Source organism: Latilactobacillus fragifolii (assembly GCF_905332535.1).
GTDB lineage: Bacteria > Bacillota > Bacilli > Lactobacillales > Lactobacillaceae > Latilactobacillus > Latilactobacillus fragifolii.
Window position 1 is genome coordinate 182,435 of sequence record NZ_CAJOCF010000001.1, and the last position, 25,376, is coordinate 207,810.

The following is a 25,376-nucleotide window of genomic DNA, read 5'->3' on the forward strand; positions in this document are numbered from 1 at the left end:
GCGGGTTAATTAATTTGAAATGGTGTATTTAGCAGTTTTATTGGCTAGAAACCTTGATGTTATTAGCTATGGTACCGATTGTAAGTCAATTAAATTGTGGGCTTCATTACAAAGTTAGGCGTATTTGCCGTCATTTTGTTACGGATTTGTCATCAATTGTTATGGTTTTGATATTTACTAGCGGACTTAAGATGGTATATTAGTCCCACGTTAAACAGATAGAAAAATCAATTTAAACAATAAGGAGTCCATTCAAAATATGAAATCTTTAAAAACTTTACTTTACAGTGCCGCTTTAACAACAGTCGCAACCACCGGGTTACTTTTCGTAAACCAATCACAAGCTAGCGCCGCAACAACTTATACCGTTGCAAGCGGGGATACGCTTTCATCCATCGCTCAAAAATTTAATGGTAGTACAGATCTTGTTAACCAAATCGCAGCCACTAATCAGATTAGTGATATTAATATGATTTTTGTTGGGGAACAATTAACAATCGATGCTGGTCAAGTGGCACCAGTGCAAACCGTAACGCCCGTTATAACGCAACAAGTAGCTGCTCCTGTTCAAACACCAGCCCCTGTTGTACAAACACCACAACCTGCAGTTCAAACGACACCAGTGCAACAAGCACCAGTGGCTACTCAAACAACAAGTACAACTAGTTCAGCAAAAGAATGGATTGCACAAAAAGAATCAGGTGGTTCATATTCAGCACGCAACGGTCAATTAATCGGCCGTTATCAATTATCAGCTTCATACTTAAATGGTGATTATTCAGCAGCTAACCAAGACCGCGTTGCCGATCAATATGTAACAAGTCGTTATGGTTCATGGGATGCCGCTAAAAGTTTCTGGTTAAGTAATGGTTGGTACTAATAAAATAAGGTCAACGCCCAGACCATTGGTCTGGGCGTTTTTTTATGGTAAGCTATTCTTAGAAATAGCAACAAACAGGCGTATCAAGCGTGCGGCTTAATTAGTGGAAGATTTTAGGCGTGTTAGTAGTCATCGGCAGGTAACTTTTAGCAGGTGTAAAATCAAAAAATGATGTTGAAGTTGTCTTTTTAAATGAATTAGGAGGGGTTCAGATGAAAATTGCATTGATTGCCCATGATCGTCAGAAGCCAACGATTGTGAAATTGGCGACGGCTTACAAACCAATTTTAGCGCAACATGAATTGTTTGCGACTGGAACGACGGGGCAAAAAATTATTGAAGCAACTGGCTTACCTATTACACGGTTTAAATCAGGCCCTTTAGGGGGCGATCAGCAAATCGGAGCACTGATTTCAGAAAATAAGATGGATTTAGTAATCTTTTTAAGGGATCCATTGACTGCGCAACCACATGAACCGGATGTGAATGCATTAATTCGGCTCTCTGACGTTTACGAAGTGCCTTTAGCAACTAATATTGGGACGGCTGAAGTATTACTACGCGGTTTGGACTTAGGACTAGTCGACTTTAGAAATGTGGTCCATGATCAAGATGGCAACACCGTTAATTTATAGCGTAACGCGGATTGTTTCTTATTTCGATTGTGAAATAGTGCAATCCGCTTTTTGATTTCAATTTTAATTTGCGTATAATGAGAGTATTGACTTGGAGGGATTGGGTTGCAAAAAGAAATAGGGTTTCACGACCGGCTGAGCACGGCGATGTTTTTAACATTTCTTGGCGGCTTCTTAGACGCGTATTGTGTGATTTTACGTGGCGGGGTCTTTGCAAGCGCCCAGACTGGCAATATCGTGTTCATCGGCTTAGATATCGCTACGAATCAGTGGGCACAGCTTCCGGAAAAGATATTACCCATTATTTCATTTGCGATTGGGGTTATTGTTGTTCAACTGGCTAAGCGGCATTTTAATACTGGTGGCTTGAATGTTTGGCGGTTGTGGTTATTAGGGTTCCAAATTATTGCCTTAGTAGTAGTTGGCTTTTTATCAACCGCGATTCCTAATATGTTTGTGACACCGATATTGTCGCTATCGATGGCGATGCAATTAGCGAGTTATTCAACAGTTAATGGTTATCCATATGCGAATGCTTTTACAACCGGTAATTATAAGAAATTAATCGAGAATACTTATCTGTATTTGGCAACCAAAGAAAAAAACTACCAACAAAAAGCCCATTACTTTGGGTTAATTGTTGGTAGCTTCTTTGTTGGCACCATCAGCTCAGGGTTGATTGTTAAGCTGATCAATGTGCGAACGACGTGGGTAGCCGCGATAATGTTAACAGTCTTTTTCGGGTTTCAATTGTATTTTACAGAAGAGGTGCTTGCCGAATCTAAACATATGCAACACTAGCCGTAATAATAAACAATTAACATGGCGATGAAATACGCGCCACAAACAGCCGTACTAATCCAACTGGCAATCAAGATGATGGGGTGCGCAATAAAGGCGCGCATGACAAAGAGAAACAAGGTTAAAATAGCATATTTAATACAGCTGACTTTTAGTTGTTCAAAATGAGGTTTATTCAAAAGAAAGATCCACTAAATAAAGTTGACGGTCACTAAGATGGGCAGTAGTAATCCATACATCTCGGAAGCCGTCTTTTTGTTTTTCTTCAGTTTGTTGATAAAAAGCCGTCAACAAGTCGTGGTGTTCCTTGACGTACTCCGGGGCAATCCGGTTCACATGGAGCCGCATATCAGGAAATAGTTTCGCGGCGTCTGGTAAATCAACTTGATCGCTAATTCCAAAACGAATCACGTTCGCATACTGAAAGGGTTCTAAGACCACTTCATCAGGATGTTCTTGGATGTAAGTTAAGATAGTTGTCAATGCAGACATAATTATCCTTCCTTTCTAGTCACTTAAAAGATGGTAAAGCCAGCAGTAATGTTGTTCAACATGTGTAAGGCGATATTACTCTTAATATTGTGGGTCCGATAGTAGACGATAGCTAGGATTAGGCCCAGTAGTGCTTTTGAAATAAAATATATTGGATCAGCGGCACCATGCATTAAGCCAAATAAAATAGCACTTAAACCGATTGAGATGATTGGGGTTCCTGGGAAAAACCAATTCATTAAGAATCCTCTGAAAAGTAATTCTTCCATAATCGGGCCTAAAAATAGAGCATACGGTAACATGAAGATCCCAATCGTCTGAAAGACAGCCGTTAGTGCATCAACATTGGCATTGCCGGTAGTATGCATCAACGGAAGCGTCCCGTTATTGACAGCAACCATTGCAATAAAGCCAATTAGCATCGTCCCCCAAGTCTGTTTGGTGAAGGGGTGATCGTAGCGGGTTGATTTAATTTTTTGGTAGTAATACCACATTAAGGCAGTGATGATGAGAGTCAAGATTAGAAAAAGCCAACCAACAACTAATATTAAGTGGGTTGTTTGCTGGGCCTTCGGGAGTAACGTTAGGCTACTGACCATTAGCAAGGGAACCTGCTGAATGATAATCAGAACCAAAAAGCTAATCCCGTGTTTGACGTGTTTGATAAGCGCCACCTCCGTGTGTTTATCATAGCATATTCCTATGAATGAATAAAAGTTTGCGTGATTTAGAAAACTATTTGCTGTTCAATTTATTACATTTTGTGTTAAATTAATAAGGTTAAGAAAGGGGTGTCCAGATGTATTTAGCGATTAAAGAAATTAAACATGCTAAATTACGTTATTCATTAATCATCTTTACGATTTTTCTAATTGCTTATTTAATCTATTTTTTAACGGGATTAGCTTATGGACTAGCTAATAATAACCGTTCAGCAATTGATCAATGGCATGCCAAAGAAGTTGTTATTAGCCAATATGCGAATAAGAACTTGGCGGCTTCTGAATTAGTAGTTGATCAGTTACCATCGGTTAAAGGCGCACAGAAAAATCATGCACAACTTGCTCAGATGATGGGGGTTGTAAGTGGTTCAGGTTTAAGTAAGCAAAATACGAGTGTTTTTGGGATCGATTTTAATACTTTTTTGAAACCTAAGTTGCAAAAGGGCCGGTATCCTAAAAAAGCAAACGAAGTCGTGGTGGACGATGGCTTACAAGGAGTCACTTTAAACCAACAAATTAAATTAAATGGGCGGCAACAACACTATAAAATTGTTGGCATCACGACGAACCATCGCTATAATACGCAACCGGTAACTTATTTACGGTTGACCGATTTTAGTCAGATGCGTTACGGCACGGCTAAGACCACACGCATCAATGCTTTAGTATTAAAAGGCAATGCGCAGATTAAAACAACGGATCAGCTAACCAAACTGACGATTCCGGAATTAATCGATAAGATTCCCGGCTATGGGCCACAAGTTAAGACGTTTGGTTTGATGATTGGCGCATTACTAATCATTGTTGCCTTTATCGTTGGTATTTTCATGTATATTATTACAATTGAAAAAACGGCGGTATATGGTGTGATGCGCGCGCAAGGGATTTCTGGCGGCCAATTAGTTGGTAGCTTAATGTGGCAATCCGTGTTCTTAGGGGTAATTGGTATCGGCCTCGGTTTGTTGTGTAACGCATTGACAACATTGGTATTACCAGCGGCGGTACCGTACACCAACAATCCTTTACTAATTGGGGCCTTTTCTGCTGTTTTACTTGTGATGACAGTCATTGGCGCTTTATTCTCAATTTGGCGGATTCTTAAGATTGATCCGCTTGATGCGATTGGAGGGGCATAGGATGGCTTTAATGCGTTTAGAAAAAATTGTTAAAAAATTTGGCACAGGTGACCAGCAAACGACGGCCTTAAATCAAATCGATTTAACGATTGAAAAAGGCCAGTTTATTGGGTTAACGGGTCCATCAGGCTCTGGGAAGACTACCTTATTAACGATTATGGGGAGCCTACAAGGGCCAACTAGCGGGAAGCTCTTTTTTAAAGATCAAGAGATTAGCCAACTAAGCGAAAAACAACGTTCGGCATTACGGTTTAACGACTTTGGTTTTATATTACAAAGTTCAAACCTTGTTCCGTTTTTAACGGTTGAAGAACAATTCGAATTGGTTGATCGCTTACGTGACAAGCAAGCGCCACAATCAGCTGAACAACTATTGACCAATTTAGGCGTTTGGGATCAGCGTCGCCAGTACCCGACAAGCCTGTCTGGGGGGCAACGCCAGCGAGTGGCGATTGCTCGGGCATTATATGGCCAACCAGATCTGATTTTTGCAGATGAACCAACGGCTAGTTTAGATAGTAAGCGAGCCTTACAGGTAGCTGACCAACTTGCTAAAATTACAAAAGAAACAGGACAGACGATTGTAATGGTTTCCCATGATGAACGGGTCTTGGAATATACAGATCACCAATACGTGATGCGTGATGGCCAACTAACATAATTCTGCATAATCATAAATTTTGACTAATGATGGTTGGCTATCCTATGATGTAGTTAACCATTAAGAAGGAGTGATTTTCAATGACAGATACAGAAAAGTTAGATGGCATGAAAGATCAAGTAACTGGTAAGGTACAAGAAACTGCTGGTAAAGTGACCGGCGATCACGAAAATGAGGCTAAAGGTAAGGCAAAGGGCTTTATGGGTGAAGCAAAAGAAAAATTAGCGGATGCCAAAGATAAAGTTGCTGAAAAAGCCAATGACGTGATGGATGATATCAAAGAAAAAATGGATAAAGACGACAAATAGCGCCTTATAAAGGGGGACCTGTAGATGATAGTCTGCAGGTCCTTTTTTTGTGGATTTAATGCTTGCATGCGTGCTTAAGTTGGCGTATTATGACATTACGTCATGATTATGACGCTCTGTCATTAATTTTCAGAAAGGAGTATCGAAATGCCGAAGAAAACATTTTTTAGATTACCTGAGGAAAAGCAACAGCGGCTGATTCAAGCTGCGCATGCCGAATTTTCGCGGGTGCCGTTTAATGAAGCGTCTGTCAGTAACATTATTAAAACGGCGGAAATCCCGCGCGGTAGTTTTTATCAGTACTTTGAAGATAAGGCGGACATTTTTTTTTACGATCTCAGCTTGTTACGAGATAGTTCAAAGCAAGATTTAGAAAAAACGTTGTTGGCTGTCCATGGCGATCTATTCACGGCAATTCGCCAATTCTTTGCTGAAATGGCAGAAGAGATTATTAATGGTGAAAATGCACAATTTTATAAGCACCTCTTCTTACATATGGATTATAAGAACCGGCGTAAGATGTCACCAGAATTAATGCATGCTAAACAAGTCAACGGGATGCATTTTTTAGAAGAAAATGTTAATTATGACTTACTTAAGATTAACGCCGATCAACCCGAAGCCCTCAGAATTTTATTTCACGAGTTGATGACGACGGTTTTTCAAAGTATTGCAGCGTACTATCTGCAACAAGAAAGTGACCATGCGATTACAATTGAACAGGTCCAAGAACGCTTCGAATTAGTATTAGGCTGGTTAGAAAAAGGCGCCAGTAAACAAGAATAAGGAAAGAAGGGACACCCAAAATGCTTAAACTTGCAAAGAAAAGAATGTCAGGATGGGCCGTATTTGGTGCGGTTTTATTCATGGCAATTCAGGTTGTCAGTAACCTTTATTTACCCAATTTAACCTCTGATATTGTCAATGACGGGATTGCTAAGGGAAATATTGATTATATCTGGCAAGCAGGCTTTAAAATGTTAGGTTTTTCATTAATTAGTATTATGGCGGCCGTCTGCAATGTTTACCTTGCAGCCCGGACGTCACAAGGCTTAGGTCAAAAATTACGTTCAGATATTTATCGAAAGGTCATCAATTTCTCACACGATGAAATGGATCAAGTGGGGACGTCTTCATTAATTACGCGGACGACCAATGACGTGGTCCAAATTCAAAACGTGGCAATGATGTTTTTACGAATGATGATTATGGCACCAATTATGTTAATTGGCGCAAGTTTTTTAGCATATCAAAAAGATGCGCAACTCACATCGATTTTCTTGGTTGTCTTACCAATTATGGCAATCTTCATCGGCGGTGTGATGTACTTCGCTGTACCATTATTCAAGGCAATGCAGAAAAAGACAGACCGGATTAACTTAGTTTTCCGAGAAGGTTTAACTGGTGTTCGGGTTATTCGGGCATTCCGGCGCGACAAATTCGAACAAGAACGTTTCGATGAAGCTAATACGGATTACACCCAAAATGCCAAGAAAGTTTATAGTATTATGTCAGTCATGTTCCCAGCAATGACGTTAATTATGAGTGGGACCAACATTGCTATTACTTGGATGGGTGGACACTTAATCGCCAACCAAGCGATGCAAGTCGGGAATTTATTAGCGTTTATGACCTATGCCATGCAAATTTTGATGAGTTTCATGATGCTTTCAATGGTCTTCGTCTTCATTCCTCGGGCGCAAGCTTCAGCAGTGCGGATTAATGAAGTTCTTGATTTAAACACACCAATTGAAGATCCAGTTACCCCGAAAACATTTGGCAACCAACCAGCTAGTTTAGCCTTTAACCAGGTTAACTTCCGCTATCAAAATGCGGAGCACTTAGCACTGGAAAACGTTGATTTCCAAATGACAGCGGGCCAAACCGTTGCTGTGATTGGTGGCACTGGTTCAGGGAAGACAACGCTAGTCAATTTGATTCCTCGCTTTTACGATGTTGAAACAGGTGAAGTGATGGTCAATGGGTTAAACGTTAAAGATGTTACCCTCCATGATATTCACGAACAAGTCTCATTTGTCCCGCAAAAAGCGAACTTATTTACCGGTACTATCCGGGAAAATATGCAATATGGGAATCCGAAGGCAACGGATGATGAGATTTGGCACGCCCTTGAAATTGCACAATCTAAAGATTTCGTAAGTGAGTTAGAAGGCGGCTTAGATAGTCACGTTGAACAAGGCGGGGGAAACTTCTCCGGTGGACAACGTCAACGATTAGCCATTGCCCGTGCTTTGGTAAAAAAAGCGGCCGTTTATGTGTTTGATGACTCTTTTTCAGCGTTGGATTTTAAGACGGATGCCTTATTAAGAAAAGCTTTAAAAGCAGATGCTGAGATTCAAAAGAGTGTCGTCGTAATTGTTGGGCAACGGGTATCAACGGTTGCAGATGCTGACACCATTTTGGTCTTAGATGAAGGTCGATTAGTTGGCAAGGGATCACACGCCGAATTGAAGGCCAATAATGCGACATACCAAGAAATTATTAACTCACAAATCAGAGAGGGGGATGAAGACTAATGGCTGAAAAGACTACAACCAATCGGCCGCAAGGTGGGCATGGTCCAGGCCCTGGCATGGGGGGCGTCGTTGAAAAGCCCAAGAATTTTTGGGGGACAACGAAACGTTTATTAGCTTACATGTCCAGTCGTTTAATCGGATTAGTGATTGTTTTAGCATTAGCAATCATCTCCGTTATTTTTCAAATTAGAACGCCAAAAGTATTAGGTCAAGCAACGACGGAAATCTTCAAAGGTGTTATGAAAGGGAATGCGATGCAAAAAGCTGGCATTCCCATGAATGGTTTACCAATTGATTTTGACAAGATTCAACACATTATTATGACGGTTATTCTAATGTATTTAGCCTCAGCCGTCTTTAGTTTCTTACAACAATTCATTATGACCCGGATTTCCCAACAAACCGTTTATGAATTGCGGAAAGAATTAAAAGATAAAATGCAACGGGTCCCTATTAATTACTATGACACCCACTCAAACGGCGATATTATGAGTCGTGCGATTAACGATATGGATAACATTGCAAGTACTTTACAACAAAGTTTAACGCAAATGGTAACCAGTGCTGTGACGTTTATTGGGGTCATGTGGATGATGCTTTCGATCAGTTGGCAGTTAACTTTAATTGCGCTTGTCACGATTCCGCTGAGTTTAGTCGTTGTTGGGATTGTTGCACCGAAATCACAAAAATTCTTCGCAGCGCAACAAAAGAGCTTGGGGTTATTGAACAACCAAATTGAAGAAAACTTCTCTGGTCAAGTGGTCTTAAAGACCTTCAATCGCGAACAAGTCACAATTGAGACTTTCGAAGAACAAAATGCATTACTTTACAAAGCGGCTTGGAAGGCACAATTTATTTCGGGGGTTATCATGCCATTGATGACGTTTGTCAATAACATTGGCTACGTCTTCGTAGCGATTGTTGGTGGGATTCGAGTTTCCCACGGCCAAGTCACTTTAGGGGATATGCAAGCATTTATGCAATATACGCAACAATTCTCACAACCGATTACCCAATTGGCCAACTTAGCGAATACCATTCAATCGACCATTGCCTCAGCTGAACGGGTCTTTGAAGTGTTAGATGAAGATGATATGAGTGATGAGCCATCAGAAATTCCAGCCGTTGTTGATGACCAAAACCTACTTGAATTAGAACATGTTGAATTTGGTTATCAAGGCAAGGATATCTTGATGAAAGATTACAACTTACAAGTTAAACCAGGACAAATGATTGCGATTGTCGGTCCAACAGGTGCTGGTAAAACAACAATCATCAACTTGTTGGAACGCTTCTACGATGTTAGTGGCGGTTCAATCAAGCTTAAAGGTGTCGATACGCGCGACATGACCCGGGAACAATTACGCCGTCATTTTGCGATGGTTTTACAAGATACTTGGTTGTTCACGGGTACGATTTGGGATAACTTGAAATACGGGAATGCTGATGCGTCGGATGAAGCCATTTTAGCAGCCGCAAAAGCAGCGCACGTTGACGGTTTTGTCCGTCAATTGCCTGACGGCTATCAAACGGTCTTAAACGAAGAGGCTTCTAATATTTCACAGGGCCAACGTCAATTATTGACGATTGCGCGCGCATTTGTTGCCGATCCCGAGATTTTGATTTTGGATGAAGCAACGAGTTCGGTTGATACACGGACCGAAATCCATATTCAACACGCAATGGAACGGTTGTTACAAAACCGGACGAGTTTCGTGGTTGCCCATCGCTTATCAACCATTCGGGATGCCGATAACATCATTGTGATGAATCATGGTTCGATTATTGAAACTGGGACCCATGATAGTTTGATGGCTCAAGATGGTTTCTACGCTGACTTGTACAATAGTCAATTCTCAGGAAACGTAAAAATTTAATCGTAACTTACTAAATAAGACCGCCGAAATTGTCTGCGATCTTATTTTTTTATGATGAAAATTATTTTGGATACTAGCAATGATTCGGTTATGTATTTACGCAGAACAGGCTGCCGATTAAGGCGATTAAAATTGATTTGTTTGCACATTGATTCTTCTTGAAGGATACTAATAGTATTGATTCGATAGGAGGAAGATAATATGCAATTTGCACAAACCATGCGCCAAATTGAAGCACTAGTTGATCAAGGCGTTGTCCCTGGTGTTTCATATGCCATCATTGAAGGCCCCAAAGTGATGACTGATGTAAGGGGCCAAGCCGAACTAGTACCACAAAAAGTGCCGTTAAAAGCTAACCAGTTGTATGATCTAGCTTCATTAACAAAAGTGATTGGGACAACGACGATTACCTTACGGCTATTAGAAAAGGGGCGCCTTTCCTTACGAACTAAAGTCCATAGTCTATTACCAGCTTTTAAAGATCGGCGGGTGACGGTCTTGCATCTGTTGACGCACACATCAGGGTTAACGGGCTATATTCCAAATCGAAATCAACTATCAGCCGCTGAACTGAAGACGGCGCTATTGACGCAGTTAACGGTTGGTCCGAACTTTGAGAAGAAGGTAGTTTATACTGACATTGGCATGTTGTATTTAGGCTGGATGATTGAAGCAATTTACCAAAGACCAATTCAGGATTTAATTCAAGAACACGTGCTAACACCACTTGGCATGCGATCAAGTACTTTTAATCCAGATAAAGCCTTGGCTGTGCCAACTGAATTGAGCTCTGAACGTGGCTTAATCCAAGGGACGGTGCATGATCCCAAAAGTGCCATTTTGCAAAATCATAGTGGTGCGGCGGGCTTATTTGCGCCTTTAAAAGACGTTGTACGTTTTGCTCAGTTTCAGTTAGGCCAATTGACGGTTAAACAACCACCAATCAGTCAGGCAAGTGTTAAGAGCCTTTATCGTGATTGGACACCACAACATCTCGGGCGCTCACTTGGCTGGGATTTACGGTTTGATCCACAAGATCAACAGCCATTGATTTACCATACAGGTTTTACGGGGACGTTTATGTTATTGGATCGTAAACGACAAACTGGGATGATTGTACTAAGTAATCGAATTCACCCAACAGCTGATAATCCGATTTTTTTGGAACGACGCGATGCGATTGTGGCGCAATTTTTAGCGGATAACCACCCAGCAATAAAAGGTTAGGCAAATTCAAGAATTTACGTATTATCCGCTTACATGTGTGGTAAAATGGGACTATTGATAAATAAAGTGCATTAGGAGTGAGTGAATTGACAGAGCCATTATTTCTAAAACCGGTTTTTCAAGAAAAAATTTGGGGTGGTCGTAAATTAGCCGAAGCTTTCGATTATGATTTACCAGACGGCAACATTGGTGAATGTTGGGCCATTTCTGCTCATCCCCATGGTCCGAGCACCATTGAAAATGGCCCATTGGCTGGTCTTACGTTAGACCAAGCGTGGGCAACGCATCGCGAATACTTTGGCAACGCAGAAGGGAAAGTATTCCCGTTGTTAACCAAAATCTTGGATGCCGAAGCAAGTCTTTCGGTTCAAGTCCATCCAGATGATGCTTATGCAGAAGCTCATGAAGGGCCAACTGAACTGGGTAAGACTGAATGTTGGTACATTTTGGATGCTGAACCAGGGGCTTATTTAATTTACGGACACCATGCCAAGACAAAAGCAGAATTAACAGAAATGATAGAAGCTGGTAAGTGGGATGATTTACTCCGCAAAGTGCCCGTTAAGACCGGCGACTTTTTCTATGTTCCAAGCGGCACCATTCATGCTTTAAATAAAGGGATCATGGCACTTGAAACGCAACAAAGTAGTGATACGACCTATCGGTTATACGATTATGATCGCGTGGATGCGAAGACGGGCGAAAAGCGTGAATTACACTTGAAGCAATCAATCGATACAACAATTGTGCCCCATCAAGATCCAGTTTTGGCGATTCAAACGCAACATGTTGGAGACTCAACGATTACAACCTATGTTCAACCACCGCTGTCACCATTTTTCAGTGTTTACCAATGGTTAGTGAAGGGGGACTTACATTTTGATCGAACAACAGCACCCTATACATTGGTATCTGTTGTTGATGGTGAAGGACAACTTATTGCGGATGGACAAACTTATCCAATTCACAAGAACATGCACTTGATTTTACCGTTTGGGATTAAATCCTGGGATTTAAAAGGGAACATGCAAATTATTGCGTCGGAGCCGGGGAATAAGTAAACTAAACACAAGCAATTGCAACCGCAGTCGTAGTTGCAATTTTTTAATGATTAGAGCGTAGGATGGCAAACATGCAAAGACAAATCGAAGCAATTGAACAATTTGTACGAACACAATTAGCAGCAGAACACAGTGGTCATGGGTTCGATCACATTCAACGAGTCGTGACCAATGCCCGCTTAATTCAGCAAAAAGAATCAGCTGGCAATTTAATGACGATTATCTTAGCGGCCATGTTACATGATGTAATTGATGAAAAAATCGTCCCTGATGTTGAACAAGCACGGCAGAAGGTGAGCGCTGTGCTAACCGATAATGGCATTGAAGAGGATCAACAAATGGCAATTTTGGATATTATCGACCACATATCTTTCGCAAAAAATATCAACCAGCATCAAACCTTATCAATAGAGGGCCAAATTGTTCAGGATGCCGATCGCTTAGATGCAATTGGGGCGATTGGTATTGGGCGGGCCTTCATGTACGGCGGTGCACACAATGGGGTTGCTTATGACCCTGAGAGGCAACCACGAACTGAATTGACGAAAGCAAATTATCGTGAACCGGCAACAGTTGTTAATCATTTTTATGAAAAATTATTCAAATTGGCGGCAACAATGAATACGCAAGCGGCTCGCGAGGTTGCGCAAGCACGGACAGATTTTATGCACCAATTTATCAATCAGTATTTAGCAGAGTGGGAAGGGCAACGATAAAAAATGCATGCTTTTAATAGACCTCAATCGTTAACCAATCATTTTGTAGTAATTCATGCGTTCTTTTTTGTAGAGGAAGCCATAATTCGGCGCGAAGAATGTTGACGAGCGATTCCCAGAAGAGGCGATCTTTTTTTTGTTGGTCGGTAATATGTAACTCGATTTCTTGGCCACTTTCAGTGGTTGCGAAAACTTTATCATGGTTTTCAATGCGGTTAATTTTAACGGGTTCAACTGCTGGCATTTGATTTAACATAGTGATTCGCTCCTTTTTTATAGGTTAGAATCAGTATACCGAGCAAGTGTTGTGAATTGATTATCCTTTTATGAATAAAAAGTGTATTTTTTTTTGCGAAAAGATTAAGACCTAAAAAAAGGCGACCATCATCATTAATGGGCGCCTTTTTATTTGAATTAATTTTGAACGCGTTTGACGCCGGCTGCATCTACTTGATAACGTGATTCTTCAAGGGGTAAGTCAGCGATTTGTTGTAAGTCAAAGTCTGGGTAGCGGCGACTAACGGCCAGTGATAGGAGCCGTTTAGCCAAAACACCGTTATGTGTGAGAATTGGGCCGTGGAAATATGAACCAAAAGTGTTTTTGTAGACACAGCCTTCGGTGCCATCTTCACCATTGTTGCCATGACCACGTTTGATATAGCCAAGTGGTTTTTCATCTTTACCTAAGAATGTTCGGCCGTTGTGATTTTCAAAACCAAGGTAGGTTTCATTGAATTCACGATTTTCAATGACAATGTCACCGATGAACCGGTTATTATCTTGGCTTAATGTGTAGTGGTCCAGTGCACCGATACCAGGAATTTTGTCACCATTTGCGCCGATATAGTAGTGGCCTAATAATTGGTAACCACCACAGATGGCAAGCATGACACCGCCGTTTTCGATGTATGTGGTGAGGGCGTCTTTTTTACTATTGAGATCTTCTGAAATAATTTTTTGTTCGAAATCTTGGCCCCCGCCAAAAAGGACGATATCGTAACGACTGGCATCGAAATCTTGACCGATACTAATGATTTCTGTTTCAGTTTGAATACCAACTTTTTTGGCATAGTAATCAAGGACTAGAATATTACCAAGATCACCGTATGTGTTCATTAAATTGCCGTATAGATGACAAATTTTTAATATTTGGGTCATACTGATAGTCCTTTCTTAATATAATTGGCTGTTGCGAGCTTCTTGCGCAGTTGTAAAACAGCGGTATAGGTTGCCAATACATAAACATGTTTAGTTGGGGCTGCTTCAATGGCAGCCACTGTTGCATCGAGCGTTTTGGTTTCGTGGAGTTGTTCAGTTGGGACCCCAGCCACTTTTAGACGAAAAGCGATATCGTCGCCGCGTTGGCCGCCAGTAATGACGCTTGGAATGTTGTGTTTAAGTAAGTTTTCAAACTCGCCATCCCAAATCCAACTCGTATCAATGCCATCAGCGTAGTTAGCGTTAAGCAACATTGCGAGTGAAAAGTCTTCTGGATCAGAGCTAATCATTTGTAAGACTTGGTTTAAGCCAACGGGATTTTTTACAAGTACCAATGTGACCGCTTTGTCTTTTAATTGAATGACTTCTTGACGGCCAAAGATTCGTTTATCTTCAGTGAAGGCCTTTTGAATAGCATTTACCGGAATATCAAAGAACCGACCTACGCTGTATGCGGCAAGGGCATTGTAGATGTTATACATGCCACCAATTGAAATTTCGAACGGCTCGTGGTTAATTTCAAATTGTGAGTTTGTAGGGCGCATCTGGGTGATGGCCGTCACGGCTTCGTCTAGTTCAGGACGTTGATAGCCACAGTTTGGGCAATAGAACTTCCCTTGGCTAGCGTAACTGATGAATTTATAATGAATGATGTGTTCACAAACGGGACATAGCACACCATCTGTATTGCTTGGTGCCATCATTTCACCATCAGGTAGATGATTAAACCCGTAATAAATTTTGGGGTTGGGTAATTCAACCGATGAGAATAGCGGTAAGTCAGCGTTCATAATGAGGGTTGCCTCAGGAACAAGTTTGACGCCTGCTAGAATCATATTATAAGTGGTGTAGATTTCACCGAAGCGATCCATTTGATCACGGAAAATATTGGTCATTACAATCGCCTTGGGCGTAATGTAGTGACAAAGTGGTTCGACATTGGCTTCGTCGACTTCCAGAACGGCCAATTGACGTTGCCCTTTTTGAGGATGATCCGCTAAAAAGGCGGTGGTTACCCCTTGCATCATGTTCGAACCGGTCGAATTGGTCATGATATGATCGTATTTTTGCTTCAAAGTCTGCACAGTCAGTGCAGTCGTCAATGTTTTACCATTGGTACCGGTAATGATAATCACGTCGTAGTTCTTGGTTAACTGCTTTAATACGGCAGGATCGAATTTGGTTGCGATTTTCCCCGGCAGGGAGCTGCCACCTTTCATAAAGGTATGTAAATACCAGTATGAAAAACGTCCTGCTGTAATTGCAAATGAGCTTTTAATTGTCATGCTTGCCACCCTTTCAATGTTCATAATCATAGCATAAATTCTCAATTTGGACGATATAAAAACACGCTTGTCAAATAAAATAAGGGGAAACTTTAGAATTTAATCGTAGCGAATATTGTTGCCTTACTGATTTTCAGGTATACTAGATTAAAATGTGCTTAACATAGGGGTGTTTGAGAGTGGCGCAATTATTTTTTAGATATGGTGCAATGAATAGTGGTAAGTCGATTGAAATTTTGAAAGTCGCACACAATTATGAAGAGCAGAATAAATCAGTAATCATTCTGACGAGCGGGATTGATAATCGTGATGGTGTCGGGGTTGTTTCAAGTCGAATTGGGCTCAAGCGCAATGCAACACCTATTTTCTCAGATACCAATATCTTTGAGTTGGTGCAAGCGACCAATCCAGATGCAGCTTGCGTTTTGATTGATGAATCACAATTTTTAGAACGGCATCACGTCATCGAAGCGGCGAAGGTCGTTGATGATTTGAATATCCCTGTGATGGCGTTTGGGTTGAAGAATGATTTTAAGAATGAATTATTCGAAGGCTCCAAATACTTATTACTATTTGCCAATAAAATTGAAGAAATGAAGACCATCTGTTGGTTCTGCCGTAAAAAAGCGATTATGAATTTGCGGATGAACGATGGTAAACCGGTTTATACGGGTGAACAGATTCAAATCGGCGGCAATGAGGCATACTACCCCGTTTGTCGGCAACACTACTTTAACCCACCGGTAACACAAGAGAGTGAAAAGGAAGGCTAGTCATTCATGGATAAAATGTTTGAACAACTTGATAGTTTATTGGACCGCTATGCGGAATTACAAGAATTAATGTCTGATCCAGAAGTGATCAACGAAACCAGTCGTTATATGGAATTGTCTAAAGAAGAAGCAGGTTTGCGGGAAATTGTTAATCAATACACGCGCTTGAAGACCGTTTTAAATGACATTGCTGAAAGTGAAGAATTGCTACGTGAATCTAATGATCCTGAAATGGAAGAATTAGCCAAAGCAGATTTAAGTGAATTGCAAGACGAAAAAGACCAATTAGAACAAGACATCAAAATCTTGATGTTGCCTAAGGACCCTAACGATGAAAAGAATATTATCATGGAAATTCGTGGGGCCGCTGGTGGCGACGAAGCTAGCCTCTTTGCCGGAGACTTATTAAACATGTACCAACGCTACGCTGAATCGCAAAACTGGCAAACCGAAATCATTGACGAAACAGCTACAGAAGTCGGTGGTTTCAAAGAAGTTGCGATGATGATTACCGGTAAAAATGTTTATTCGAAGTTAAAATATGAAAACGGCGCCCACCGTGTTCAACGAATCCCCAAGACGGAATCACAAGGCCGGGTGCATACTTCAACAGCGACGGTTGCGGTAATGCCTGAATATGACGGTGTTGACGTGCAACTTGATCCTAAGGACATTCGGACCGACGTTTATCGTGCTTCGGGGGCTGGTGGGCAACATATCAATAAAACGTCTTCAGCCGTCCGGATGACCCACATTCCAACTGGGATTGTTGTTGCGATGCAAGATCAACGTTCACAACAACAAAACCGGGTGAAAGCCATGCAAATCTTGCAATCACGGGTTTATGATTTCTATGAATCACAAAATCAAAGTGAATACGATTCAAGCCGGAAGTCGGCGATTGGGTCTGGCGATCGTTCTGAACGGATTAGAACATATAACTATCCACAAAACCGGGTGACAGATCATCGTATTGGTTTAACCTTAAATAAATTAGATCGAATTATGAACGGGGAATTAGACGACGTGATTGATGCGTTAATTCTTTATGATCAAACAGAAAAATTGGAGCAATTACAAGATGGCACAGCTCACTTATCTTAAAGCCCTGAATTGGGCTTTTTTATTTTTAGAAGAACATGCTAAAGACCGGGAAGCGGCTCGTTTTTTACTACTTGGACGCAAACATTGGACGCCAACGCAGCTTGTTTTGCACTATCACGATGAAATGACGCCTGCTGAATATGATCAATACCAAGCAGACTTAAACGCGTTTGTCGCTGATCAACCGGCGCAATATATTTTAGGGTATGCGCATTTTTATGGTCGCGATTTTAAAGTGACGCCAGCAACGCTTATTCCACGACTTGAGACGGAAGAATTGGTAGAATGGCTATTATTAGATACTCCTCAACCAAAGAACCGCCCCCTTAAAGTGTTGGATGTTGGTACAGGATCAGGGGCCATCGCAATTACGCTTGCCTGTGAACATCCAAAATGGGATGTTACCGCCGTTGATATTTCACCTGAAGCGATTGCTGTTGCCCAAGCGAATGCACAGCAATTAAACGCGCGCGTTAATTTTATCGTGGGTGATTTTCTAACCCCAGTGATGGGGCAACAGTTTGATGTGATTGTTTCTAATCCACCGTATATCGCGCAAGATGAACGCGATGTGATGGATGCTTCTGTTTTGAAATACGAGCCAGATTTAGCTTTATTTGCAGATAATAACGGCTTAGCGTTTTATGAACGATTTGCTACCGAAGGGCGTTCGTATTTAGCAACAGATGGTAAGCTTTATTTAGAATTTGGTTATCAGCAAAAAGAAGCAATTGTTCGGTTATTCGAACAAGAAGCGCCTGATGTAACGGTTACAGTTAAAAAAGATATGGCAAATTGGCCTAGAATGGCCCGCATAAGTTACGATTCAAATCGTAATTTGGTATGATGTAAATCAGAAGTAGAGTAAGGAAGGCCTAGAATGGAAACCAAGAGATATACAGTAGAACAGATTGAACAAGCAGCAACAGATTTAAAAGCGGGTGAATTGATTGCCTTTCCAACTGAGACTGTCTATGGTCTTGGTGCAGATGCGACGAATCCTGAAGCAGTTAAGAAAGTTTATGCCGCTAAGGGGCGCCCGAGTGACAATCCGCTAATCGTGCACGTAGCAAGCGTTGCGACGGTTGAGCACTACGCAGCCGGTCTTAGTGACCAATTTAAAAAGTTAGTCGAGGTTTTTTGGCCAGGTTCATTGACGATTATTTTGCCACTAAAACATGCAGCACTCGATTCAGTTGTGACGGGTGGTTTAAAGACCGCTGCTTTTAGAATGCCGAATAATGCAACGACGCTAGCGTTGATTGAAGCAGCTGGGGTCCCTTTGGTAGGTCCTTCAGCTAATACATCTGGTAAACCAAGCCCAACAACTGCCGAACATGTTTTGCACGATTTAAATGGAAAAATTGCCGGTGTCATTGACGATGGCCCAACTGGTGTTGGTTTGGAATCAACGGTGATTGATCTAAGTGTTGCAACACCTGTTATTTTACGACCAGGAGTGGTCACTCAAGAAGCGATTGAACATGTGATTGGACCGATTATGACGAACCATCATAAAGTAGGTGCGACTGAGATTCCGAAGGCCCCAGGCATGAAATATAAACACTATGCGCCAAATGCACAGGTTTACATAGTGCCGACGCCAGATGAATTTCAGGCAGCGGTTAAATGGGCTAGTCAACAGAATGTGCCATTTGGTGTCATGGCGGTTGATTCGGTATTAACCCAGTTATCCGAGGTGAGATTTAAAGATCAATTTTCTTTAGGTGATTCTGTCGTAACTGCTAGTCAACATTTATTTGAAGGGTTACGATATTTTGACTTAAATCCTGAGGTTAAAATCATCTTAGTACAAGGTTTTGCAAAAGAAGGCGTCGGATTAGCGTACATGAATCGCCTCGAGAAATCTGCCGGCCAGCAATACTTTACTTCAAAATAGGGATGATTTTAAATAGGAAAAGGAGTGATTGTAAATGCTTGAACAAACTGATCCAGCAATTTATGAGTTGATAAAAAAAGAGGAACAACGCCAAGTGCATAATATTGAATTGATTGCTTCTGAAAACATTGTTTCCGGAGCTGTTCAAGAAGCTCAGGGTAGCGTATTAACCAATAAATACGCTGAGGGGTATCCTGGCAAACGGTTCTATGGTGGTTGCGAATTAATCGATCACATTGAATCACTCGCGATTGAACGTGCTAAGCAACTTTTTAATGCAGACCATGTAAACGTGCAACCCCACTCCGGTTCACAGGCTAATATGGCGGTTTATCAAGCACTCTTAGAACCCGGTGATAAGATCTTAGGGATGAACCTCACAGATGGGGGCCATTTAACCCATGGGTCACCTTTTAACTTCAGTGGGCAGCTCTATCATTTTTATAGTTACGGAGTAGCTGACGACAACGAGCAAATCGATTACGATGCACTCGCTATTAAAGCAGACGAAATTCATCCTAAAATGATTGTTGCAGGTGCTTCAGCATATAGTCGGATAATTGACTTTCCAAGATTACGTGCTATTGCAGATCATGTTGGTGCCTATTTAATGGTCGATATGGCACACATTGCTGGATTAGTGGCAACTGGCGTTCATCCAAGTCCGGTGCCGTATGCCGACGTAGTTACCACAACAACGCATAAAACATTGCGTGGCCCGCGCGGTGGCATGATTTTGTGTAAAGCAGAATATGCCAAAGCAATTGATTCTGCCATCTTCCCAGGTATTCAAGGCGGACCACTCGAACACGTTATTGCGGCGAAAGCCGTTGCATTTGGTGAGGCTTTACAACCTGAATTTACAGCTTACACGAAGCAAATCGTGGCCAATGCGCAAGCGATGGCTGCCGTTTTTAAACAATCTGACTTAGTACGCGTGGTTTCAGGTGGGACCGATAATCATTTGATGTTACTTGATTTAACAAAAAGCGGTTTGAATGGGAAACAGGTTCAAACCCTTTTAGATAGTGTCCATATTACCGTTAATAAAAATACCATTCCTTTTGAACAATTAAGCCCATTTAAGACAAGCGGGATTCGTATTGGGACCCCAGCAATCACCTCACGTGGCTTTAAAGAAGCAGATTGTGAATTGATTGCGCGGTTAATTTTAGAAGTGATTGAACAACACGATCAATTAGACGCAATGCCGCGCATTAGTGCCGCTGTTTTGGCGTTGACGGATCGTTTTCCAATCACGCAAGCTAATTTTTTAGATTAATTAATGAATACTGCTAGTTTTTTGCCACTATTTACGCTACAATAATAAACAGAATTTTAAGCAGAAGGGAGAGCGACTCAGAGAAGGATTTCTTTGGAGTCACTCTTTTTTTGCGAAAAAAATTGGACTAAATTCATTGAATAGAATAGGGGCAAAGTATATGGCAAAATTCACAGTATTAAATCACCCGTTAATTCAACATAAATTAACGATTATCCGGAATAAGGAAACGGGGACTAAAGTTTTCCGTGAAGTAGCAAACGAAATCGCAGAATTAATGGTTTATGAAATCACGCGCGATTTAGCAATGGAAGATGTCGAAGTTGAAACACCAATGGGCCTTGCAATTGAAAAACAATTGAGCGGAAAAAAATTAGCCGTTGTGCCAATTCTTCGTGCTGGTCTTGGGATGGTCGACGGTGTTTTAGAATTAATTCCAGCCGCTAAAGTTGGTCACATTGGGATGTACCGTGACGAGAAAACATTACAACCCCACGAATACTTTGTTAAATTACCAACAGATATCGATCAACGACAACTATTCATCGTTGATCCAATGCTTGCAACTGGTGGCTCAGCAATCATGGCCATCGATGCCCTTAAAAAACGTGGTGCGACATCAATGCGGCTAGTTGTTTTAGTAGCTGCCCCTGAAGGCGTCAAAGCTGTTCAAGAAGCCCATCCAGATGTTGACATCTATGCAGCCGGTCTTGATGATCATCTAAACGAGGAGGGCTACATTGTACCTGGTCTTGGGGACGCGGGAGACCGTCTTTTCGGGACAAAATAGTCATTAATTAAGGACTGACAATAAAGACGCGCGACACTTGATTTGCTTGTGTTGCGCGCTTTTTTTATTATCAGAATGATAATTATTAATAAGTATATTTTTTTGATTCAACAATCTGTTTGATATTTGAGTGGATTGACAAAAATAATTAAAAATTAGTTTTGTATTTGCTTTGTACTTTTAATTTAATGGTGGTATTATCATACTTGTATTGCGGTAATGATTTATGCATAGTTTTTCTACATAAATATTGCTGTTTTTAGGTTCGTTGTGCAACTCGCTTAGACGTAGTCGTGAATAGAGTGAAATCAACAAATAAGCCTAAGGGAGGAGGGAATTTTGTGGATGATAAATATCCCATTATTAGCATTTTGGGAATTCGTTTTAATTTAGCAAACTGTCTGTCGGTTTTAGTAAGTGCGGTTTTGGTTTTTGCACTCGTTTTCTTTTTATCAAGAAAAATTGCGCTCAAACCGACTAAACGACAAAATGTTTTAGAGTGGATTATTGATTTTACAAACGGAATCGTTAAGGGTGCAATGCCTGGTGAAGAAGGTAAGCAATTTTACCTATTTACATTCGTTATGTTCATGTTCATATTTATCAGTAATCAACTTGGTTTGATTCTTCAAATTAAAGTACATGGTGTTACTTGGTTGAAGAGTCCAACAGCTAATCCGATTATCACGATGTCGCTTGCGATGATCGTCTTAGTGCTTGCGCACTACTTTGGTGTTGAACGGTTAGGCTTTGGTAATTACATGAAGAGTTATATTAAACCGGTAGGGTTTTTCTTACCAATTAATATCATCGAACAATTTACCAATTTCTTAACGTTGTCCTTGCGTTTGTACGGGAACATTTTTGCGGGTGAAGTTTTACTAAGTTTATTAGTTAAAATGGCCTTCTCACATGGACCAGCAACGATGCTTGTGACGGCACCGCTTCAAATGATTTGGCAAGGCTTCTCCGTCTTTATTGGAGCTATCCAAGCATATGTATTTGTAACACTATCGATGGTCTATATTTCAGAAAAAATTGAAATGGAAGACTAAAATTTAGGAGGAAAAAAAATGAACTATTTAGCAGCAGCTATCGCGGCTGGTTTAGCAGCATTCGCAGCATCATATGGTAATGGTAAGGTTATTTCAAAAACAATCGAAAGTATGGCACGCCAACCAGAATTATCAGCAGAATTACGCTCAATGATGTTTATCGGTGTTGGTTTGATTGAAGCTGTTCCAATTATTTCTATCGTCGTTTCTTTCTTGATCTTATTTAGTTAATCCAAGTGAATTTAAATTTTCGCTTTAAAAATTAGTCAGTAAGTCAAGGAAGGAGTGTCAATAGATGTTTAGTAATTTAATCGTTGGTGCTTCTGAAGCCTACCTTGGAGATTCACTTTTCGTACTAGTTGTCTTTATCATTTTAGTTGCTTTAGTTGGTAAATTTGCGTTTGGTCCTGTTTCAAAGATGATGCAAGATCGTTCAGACAAAATTACAAACGATTTAGATAACGCTGCTCGCTCACGTGAAGATGCTGCCAAATTAGCAGCTCAACGTGCAACAGAGTTAAAGAATTCTAAATCAGAAGCAGTTGAAATTGTGAATGCAGCCAAGCAAAATGGTGAAAAACAACGCGAAGGCATGGTCAAACTTGCTCAAGAAGAAGTCCAAACTTTAAAACAAAATGCTAAAAAAGACATCGAACAATCTCGTTTAGATGCGTTAAACAGTGCGAGAGATGATGTTGCTCAATTATCTATTGAAATTGCTTCTAAACTCATTAAGAAAGAATTGTCAGTTACTGATCAAAAGTCATTGATCAATTCCTACATTGAAGGGTTGGACAAGCAAAATGAAATTAGATAAATATGCAGTCGGACAACGCTATGCAAAGGCATTATTTTCCCTTGCAGAACAAGAGCAACAATTTGAAAGTATCCATGAAGAGATACAAGCACTCGAGATTATTTTCAATGACAACCCAAGATTGGGTGCAGTTCTGACTGATACGACTTTATCTGGATTGAAACAACGTGAGCTTCTAAAAAAACTTGCCGGTGAATTTAGTACGCTCATGCAACACTTTTTAAGCCTTGTTTTTGACTATCAAAGAATGGCTGAGATGCCATACATTATTGCGGCCTATGAAGATCTGTATGATCAAAAGATGGGGATTGCGCATGCTAAGGTAACGTCGGCTGTTGCTTTAGATGACGATCAAATCGCAAAAATTAGTCAAAGTTTTGCTAAACGTGAAGGCCTCAATCAGGTCTTAGTAGAAAGTATCGTAGATCCAGATATTATTGGTGGGATTGTACTGGAATCGAATCACAAGGTGATCGATGGCAGTGTTAAACATGGCTTAGATCAAATCAAGTCATTACTATTGAAATAGTCAATCGTTGATAAAGAGGTGAACCTGATGAGCATTAAAACTGAGGAAATCAGTGCATTAATTAAACAACAACTTGCAAATTATAATGAAGATTTAGCCGTTGAAGAAGTCGGTACTGTCACTTATGTTGGTGATGGGATTGCACGTGCTCACGGTTTAGAAAACGCCCTTTCAAGTGAATTGTTAGAATTTTCTAATGGTTCATACGGGGTTGCACAAAACTTGGAAACCAACGATGTTGGGATTATCATCTTAGGTGAATACGAAAATATTCGTGAAGGTGACCAAGTTAAACGGACAGGCCGGATTATGGAAGTACCTGTTGGCGATGCTTTAATTGGTCGCGTTGTTAATCCATTGGGTCAACCAGTGGACGGTCGCGGCGAAATTAAAACGGATAAAACTCGTCCAATCGAAAAAAAGGCACCGGGTGTTATGGCACGTCAATCTGTTTCAGAACCTTTACAAACAGGTCTAAAAGCCATCGATGCTTTGGTCCCAATTGGTCGCGGTCAGCGTGAGTTAATCATCGGGGATCGTAAGACTGGTAAAACATCTGTGGCGATTGATACGATTATTAATCAAAAAGATCAAGATATGATTTGTATCTACGTTGCGATTGGTCAAAAGGAATCGACTGTTAGAGCACAAGTTGAAACCTTACGTCGTTACGGTGCTATGGATTACACAATCGTTGTTGAAGCTGGCCCTAGTCAACCAGCGCCACTTCTCTATATTGCACCATATGCTGGTGCAGCTATGGGTGAAGAATTCATGTATAACGGCAAGCATGTCTTAATCGTCTATGATGATTTAAGTAAACAAGCAGCTGCTTATCGTGAAATTTCGTTACTTTTGAGAAGACCTCCAGGCCGTGAAGCTTATCCTGGTGATATCTTCTACCTACATTCACGTTTATTGGAACGTGCTGCTAAGTTAAGTGATGAATTAGGCGGCGGTTCAATGACTGCTTTACCAATCATCGAAACCCAAGCTGGCGATATCTCAGCTTATATCCCAACTAACGTTATTTCCATCACTGATGGACAGATTTTCTTGGAAAGTGATTTATTCTATTCAGGAACACGTCCAGCGATCGATGCTGGCTCATCTGTTTCTCGTGTTGGGGGCGCAGCACAAACGAAGGCGATGAAGAAAGTTTCTGGGACATTACGGCTTGATCTTTCATCATATCGTGAACTTGAAGCCTTTACGCAATTCGGTTCTGATTTGGATGCTGCAACGCAAGCGAAATTAAATCGTGGTAAGCGGACTGTTGAAGTCTTGAAACAATCACTTCACAAGCCATTACCATTTGAACAACAAACAACGATTCTTTATGCATTAACACATGGCTTTATTGATGACGTTCCAGTTGACGATATCATGGAATATGAAAGTCAATTGAACGATTATCTTGAAAGTAACGCAAAGGACTTGATGGACACTATCCGTCAAACCGCTGCATTGCCAGATACAGATAAGTTAGATGCTGCTATCAAATCCTTCACAGAAGGTTTTGTCGGCGCTGAAGCTACTGCTGACAATCAAGACTCAGGACAGTAAGGG

The 25,376-nt window shown here is 40.9% G+C and carries 29 protein-coding genes; 23 read left to right on the forward strand and 6 right to left on the reverse strand.

All coding sequences use genetic code 11. The features are described from left to right. Nucleotides 1-259: 259 nt before the first annotated feature. The 3 genes from apf (at nucleotide 260) to J7Q78_RS00835 (ending at nucleotide 2,316) form a co-directional block, all read left to right on the forward strand. Nucleotides 260-880: an aggregation-promoting factor gene (gene apf, locus J7Q78_RS00825; protein WP_208422545.1), complete on the forward strand. Its 621-nt coding sequence runs from the start codon at nucleotides 260-262 to the stop codon at nucleotides 878-880. Between the two features lie 212 nt (nucleotides 881-1,092). Beyond that, nucleotides 1,093-1,515, forward strand: a complete 423-nt coding sequence (mgsA, locus tag J7Q78_RS00830; protein WP_154241818.1) for a methylglyoxal synthase — start codon at nucleotides 1,093-1,095, stop codon at nucleotides 1,513-1,515. Nucleotides 1,516-1,620: 105 nt separating this feature from the next. After that, the gene (locus J7Q78_RS00835; RefSeq protein WP_235688023.1) at nucleotides 1,621-2,316 is read left to right on the forward strand and encodes a YoaK family protein; all 696 of its coding nucleotides are present in this window, start codon (nucleotides 1,621-1,623) and stop codon (nucleotides 2,314-2,316) included. On the opposite strand, the gene J7Q78_RS00840 is transcribed toward J7Q78_RS00835, so the two are convergent. Genes J7Q78_RS00840 through J7Q78_RS00850 form a run of 3 tightly spaced genes read right to left on the reverse strand, consistent with a single transcriptional unit; the run spans nucleotide 2,313 to nucleotide 3,407 of the window. Further along, nucleotides 2,313-2,495 (reverse strand): hypothetical protein, encoded by a 183-nt coding sequence (locus J7Q78_RS00840; protein ID WP_004269981.1) that lies wholly within the window; start codon nucleotides 2,493-2,495, stop codon nucleotides 2,313-2,315. The genes J7Q78_RS00835 and J7Q78_RS00840 overlap by 4 nt on opposite strands. Next, on the reverse strand, nucleotides 2,488-2,808 hold the full coding sequence (locus tag J7Q78_RS00845; protein WP_154241819.1) for a hypothetical protein: 321 nt from the start codon (nucleotides 2,806-2,808) through the stop codon (nucleotides 2,488-2,490). Before J7Q78_RS00845 ends, J7Q78_RS00840 begins: the two co-directional genes overlap by 8 nt. A gap of 23 nt (nucleotides 2,809-2,831) precedes the next feature. After that, entirely contained in the window at nucleotides 2,832-3,407 is a 576-nt protein-coding gene (locus J7Q78_RS00850) for a CPBP family intramembrane glutamic endopeptidase (RefSeq protein ID WP_235688024.1), read from the reverse strand. Between the two features lie 200 nt (nucleotides 3,408-3,607). Here J7Q78_RS00850 and J7Q78_RS00855 point away from each other — a divergent pair, with 200 nt between their 5' ends. From J7Q78_RS00855 to J7Q78_RS00895, 9 genes are all read left to right on the forward strand, one after another. Then, nucleotides 3,608-4,666, forward strand: coding sequence for an ABC transporter permease (locus tag J7Q78_RS00855; protein WP_208422543.1), 1,059 nt, complete (start codon nucleotides 3,608-3,610; stop codon nucleotides 4,664-4,666). 1 nt (nucleotide 4,667) lies between these two features. Continuing rightward, nucleotides 4,668-5,327, forward strand: coding sequence for an ABC transporter ATP-binding protein (locus J7Q78_RS00860; protein WP_154241821.1), 660 nt, complete (start codon nucleotides 4,668-4,670; stop codon nucleotides 5,325-5,327). A gap of 80 nt (nucleotides 5,328-5,407) precedes the next feature. Next, on the forward strand, nucleotides 5,408-5,635 hold the full coding sequence (locus tag J7Q78_RS00865; protein WP_154241822.1) for a CsbD family protein: 228 nt from the start codon (nucleotides 5,408-5,410) through the stop codon (nucleotides 5,633-5,635). Nucleotides 5,636-5,782: 147 nt separating this feature from the next. Next, on the forward strand, nucleotides 5,783-6,421 hold the full coding sequence (locus tag J7Q78_RS00870; RefSeq protein ID WP_208422542.1) for a TetR/AcrR family transcriptional regulator: 639 nt from the start codon (nucleotides 5,783-5,785) through the stop codon (nucleotides 6,419-6,421). A 20-nt stretch (nucleotides 6,422-6,441) separates the two neighbouring features. Next, a complete protein-coding gene (locus J7Q78_RS00875) occupies nucleotides 6,442-8,172 on the forward strand; it encodes an ABC transporter ATP-binding protein (RefSeq protein WP_208422541.1) in 1,731 nt (576 codons plus the stop codon). Beyond that, a complete protein-coding gene (locus J7Q78_RS00880; RefSeq protein ID WP_208422540.1) occupies nucleotides 8,172-10,049 on the forward strand; it encodes an ABC transporter ATP-binding protein in 1,878 nt (625 codons plus the stop codon). Before J7Q78_RS00875 ends, J7Q78_RS00880 begins: the two co-directional genes overlap by 1 nt. 201 nt (nucleotides 10,050-10,250) lie before the next feature. Further along, nucleotides 10,251-11,276, forward strand: a complete 1,026-nt coding sequence (locus J7Q78_RS00885) for a serine hydrolase domain-containing protein (RefSeq protein WP_208422539.1) — start codon at nucleotides 10,251-10,253, stop codon at nucleotides 11,274-11,276. An 86-nt stretch (nucleotides 11,277-11,362) separates the two neighbouring features. Then, nucleotides 11,363-12,337: a mannose-6-phosphate isomerase, class I gene (gene manA, locus J7Q78_RS00890; RefSeq protein WP_154241827.1), complete on the forward strand. Its 975-nt coding sequence runs from the start codon at nucleotides 11,363-11,365 to the stop codon at nucleotides 12,335-12,337. 71 nt (nucleotides 12,338-12,408) lie between these two features. Then, on the forward strand, nucleotides 12,409-13,053 hold the full coding sequence (locus tag J7Q78_RS00895) for an HD domain-containing protein (RefSeq protein WP_208422538.1): 645 nt from the start codon (nucleotides 12,409-12,411) through the stop codon (nucleotides 13,051-13,053). Nucleotides 13,054-13,066: 13 nt separating this feature from the next. Here the strand turns inward: J7Q78_RS00895 and J7Q78_RS00900 are convergent, their stop codons facing one another. The 3 genes from J7Q78_RS00900 to J7Q78_RS00910 form a co-directional block, all read right to left on the reverse strand. Continuing rightward, on the reverse strand, nucleotides 13,067-13,309 hold the full coding sequence (locus J7Q78_RS00900) for a hypothetical protein (RefSeq protein ID WP_208422537.1): 243 nt from the start codon (nucleotides 13,307-13,309) through the stop codon (nucleotides 13,067-13,069). A gap of 158 nt (nucleotides 13,310-13,467) precedes the next feature. Further along, the gene (locus J7Q78_RS00905; RefSeq protein WP_208422536.1) at nucleotides 13,468-14,211 is read right to left on the reverse strand and encodes a type 1 glutamine amidotransferase; all 744 of its coding nucleotides are present in this window, start codon (nucleotides 14,209-14,211) and stop codon (nucleotides 13,468-13,470) included. Continuing rightward, nucleotides 14,208-15,557 carry a Mur ligase family protein gene (locus J7Q78_RS00910; protein ID WP_208422535.1) on the reverse strand — a complete coding sequence of 450 codons (1,350 nt, stop codon included), beginning with the start codon at nucleotides 15,555-15,557 and terminating at the stop codon, nucleotides 14,208-14,210. The genes J7Q78_RS00905 and J7Q78_RS00910 overlap by 4 nt, the downstream gene beginning before the upstream one ends. A gap of 179 nt (nucleotides 15,558-15,736) precedes the next feature. On the opposite strand from J7Q78_RS00910, the gene J7Q78_RS00915 reads away from it, so the two are divergent. The 11 genes from J7Q78_RS00915 (at nucleotide 15,737) to atpA (ending at nucleotide 25,373) form a co-directional block, all read left to right on the forward strand. Next, nucleotides 15,737-16,330, forward strand: coding sequence for a thymidine kinase (locus tag J7Q78_RS00915; protein ID WP_208422534.1), 594 nt, complete (start codon nucleotides 15,737-15,739; stop codon nucleotides 16,328-16,330). Nucleotides 16,331-16,336: 6 nt separating this feature from the next. Beyond that, entirely contained in the window at nucleotides 16,337-17,434 is a 1,098-nt protein-coding gene (prfA, locus tag J7Q78_RS00920) for a peptide chain release factor 1 (RefSeq protein ID WP_154241833.1), read from the forward strand. After that, nucleotides 17,412-18,281, forward strand: a complete 870-nt coding sequence (prmC, locus tag J7Q78_RS00925; protein WP_208422533.1) for a peptide chain release factor N(5)-glutamine methyltransferase — start codon at nucleotides 17,412-17,414, stop codon at nucleotides 18,279-18,281. The genes prfA and prmC overlap by 23 nt, the downstream gene beginning before the upstream one ends. Before the next feature lie 33 nt (nucleotides 18,282-18,314). Next, the gene (locus J7Q78_RS00930; RefSeq protein ID WP_208422532.1) at nucleotides 18,315-19,334 is read left to right on the forward strand and encodes an L-threonylcarbamoyladenylate synthase; all 1,020 of its coding nucleotides are present in this window, start codon (nucleotides 18,315-18,317) and stop codon (nucleotides 19,332-19,334) included. Nucleotides 19,335-19,368: 34 nt separating this feature from the next. Further along, nucleotides 19,369-20,616, forward strand: coding sequence for a serine hydroxymethyltransferase (gene glyA, locus J7Q78_RS00935; RefSeq protein WP_208422531.1), 1,248 nt, complete (start codon nucleotides 19,369-19,371; stop codon nucleotides 20,614-20,616). 160 nt (nucleotides 20,617-20,776) lie between these two features. Further along, nucleotides 20,777-21,406: a uracil phosphoribosyltransferase gene (gene upp / locus J7Q78_RS00940; RefSeq protein ID WP_208422530.1), complete on the forward strand. Its 630-nt coding sequence runs from the start codon at nucleotides 20,777-20,779 to the stop codon at nucleotides 21,404-21,406. Between the two features lie 341 nt (nucleotides 21,407-21,747). Beyond that, on the forward strand, nucleotides 21,748-22,461 hold the full coding sequence (atpB, locus tag J7Q78_RS00945; RefSeq protein ID WP_039099368.1) for a F0F1 ATP synthase subunit A: 714 nt from the start codon (nucleotides 21,748-21,750) through the stop codon (nucleotides 22,459-22,461). A gap of 18 nt (nucleotides 22,462-22,479) precedes the next feature. Then, a complete protein-coding gene (atpE, locus tag J7Q78_RS00950) occupies nucleotides 22,480-22,692 on the forward strand; it encodes a F0F1 ATP synthase subunit C (protein WP_039099367.1) in 213 nt (70 codons plus the stop codon). A gap of 64 nt (nucleotides 22,693-22,756) precedes the next feature. Next, complete coding sequence (gene atpF, locus J7Q78_RS00955; RefSeq protein WP_208422529.1) at nucleotides 22,757-23,278, forward strand: F0F1 ATP synthase subunit B; 522 nt, start codon at nucleotides 22,757-22,759, stop codon at nucleotides 23,276-23,278. Then, entirely contained in the window at nucleotides 23,265-23,807 is a 543-nt protein-coding gene (gene atpH / locus J7Q78_RS00960) for an ATP synthase F1 subunit delta (RefSeq protein WP_208422528.1), read from the forward strand. Before atpF ends, atpH begins: the two co-directional genes overlap by 14 nt. Nucleotides 23,808-23,834: 27 nt before the next feature. Then, entirely contained in the window at nucleotides 23,835-25,373 is a 1,539-nt protein-coding gene (gene atpA / locus J7Q78_RS00965) for a F0F1 ATP synthase subunit alpha (protein ID WP_208422527.1), read from the forward strand. The last annotated feature ends 3 nt before the right edge of the window (nucleotides 25,374-25,376 follow it).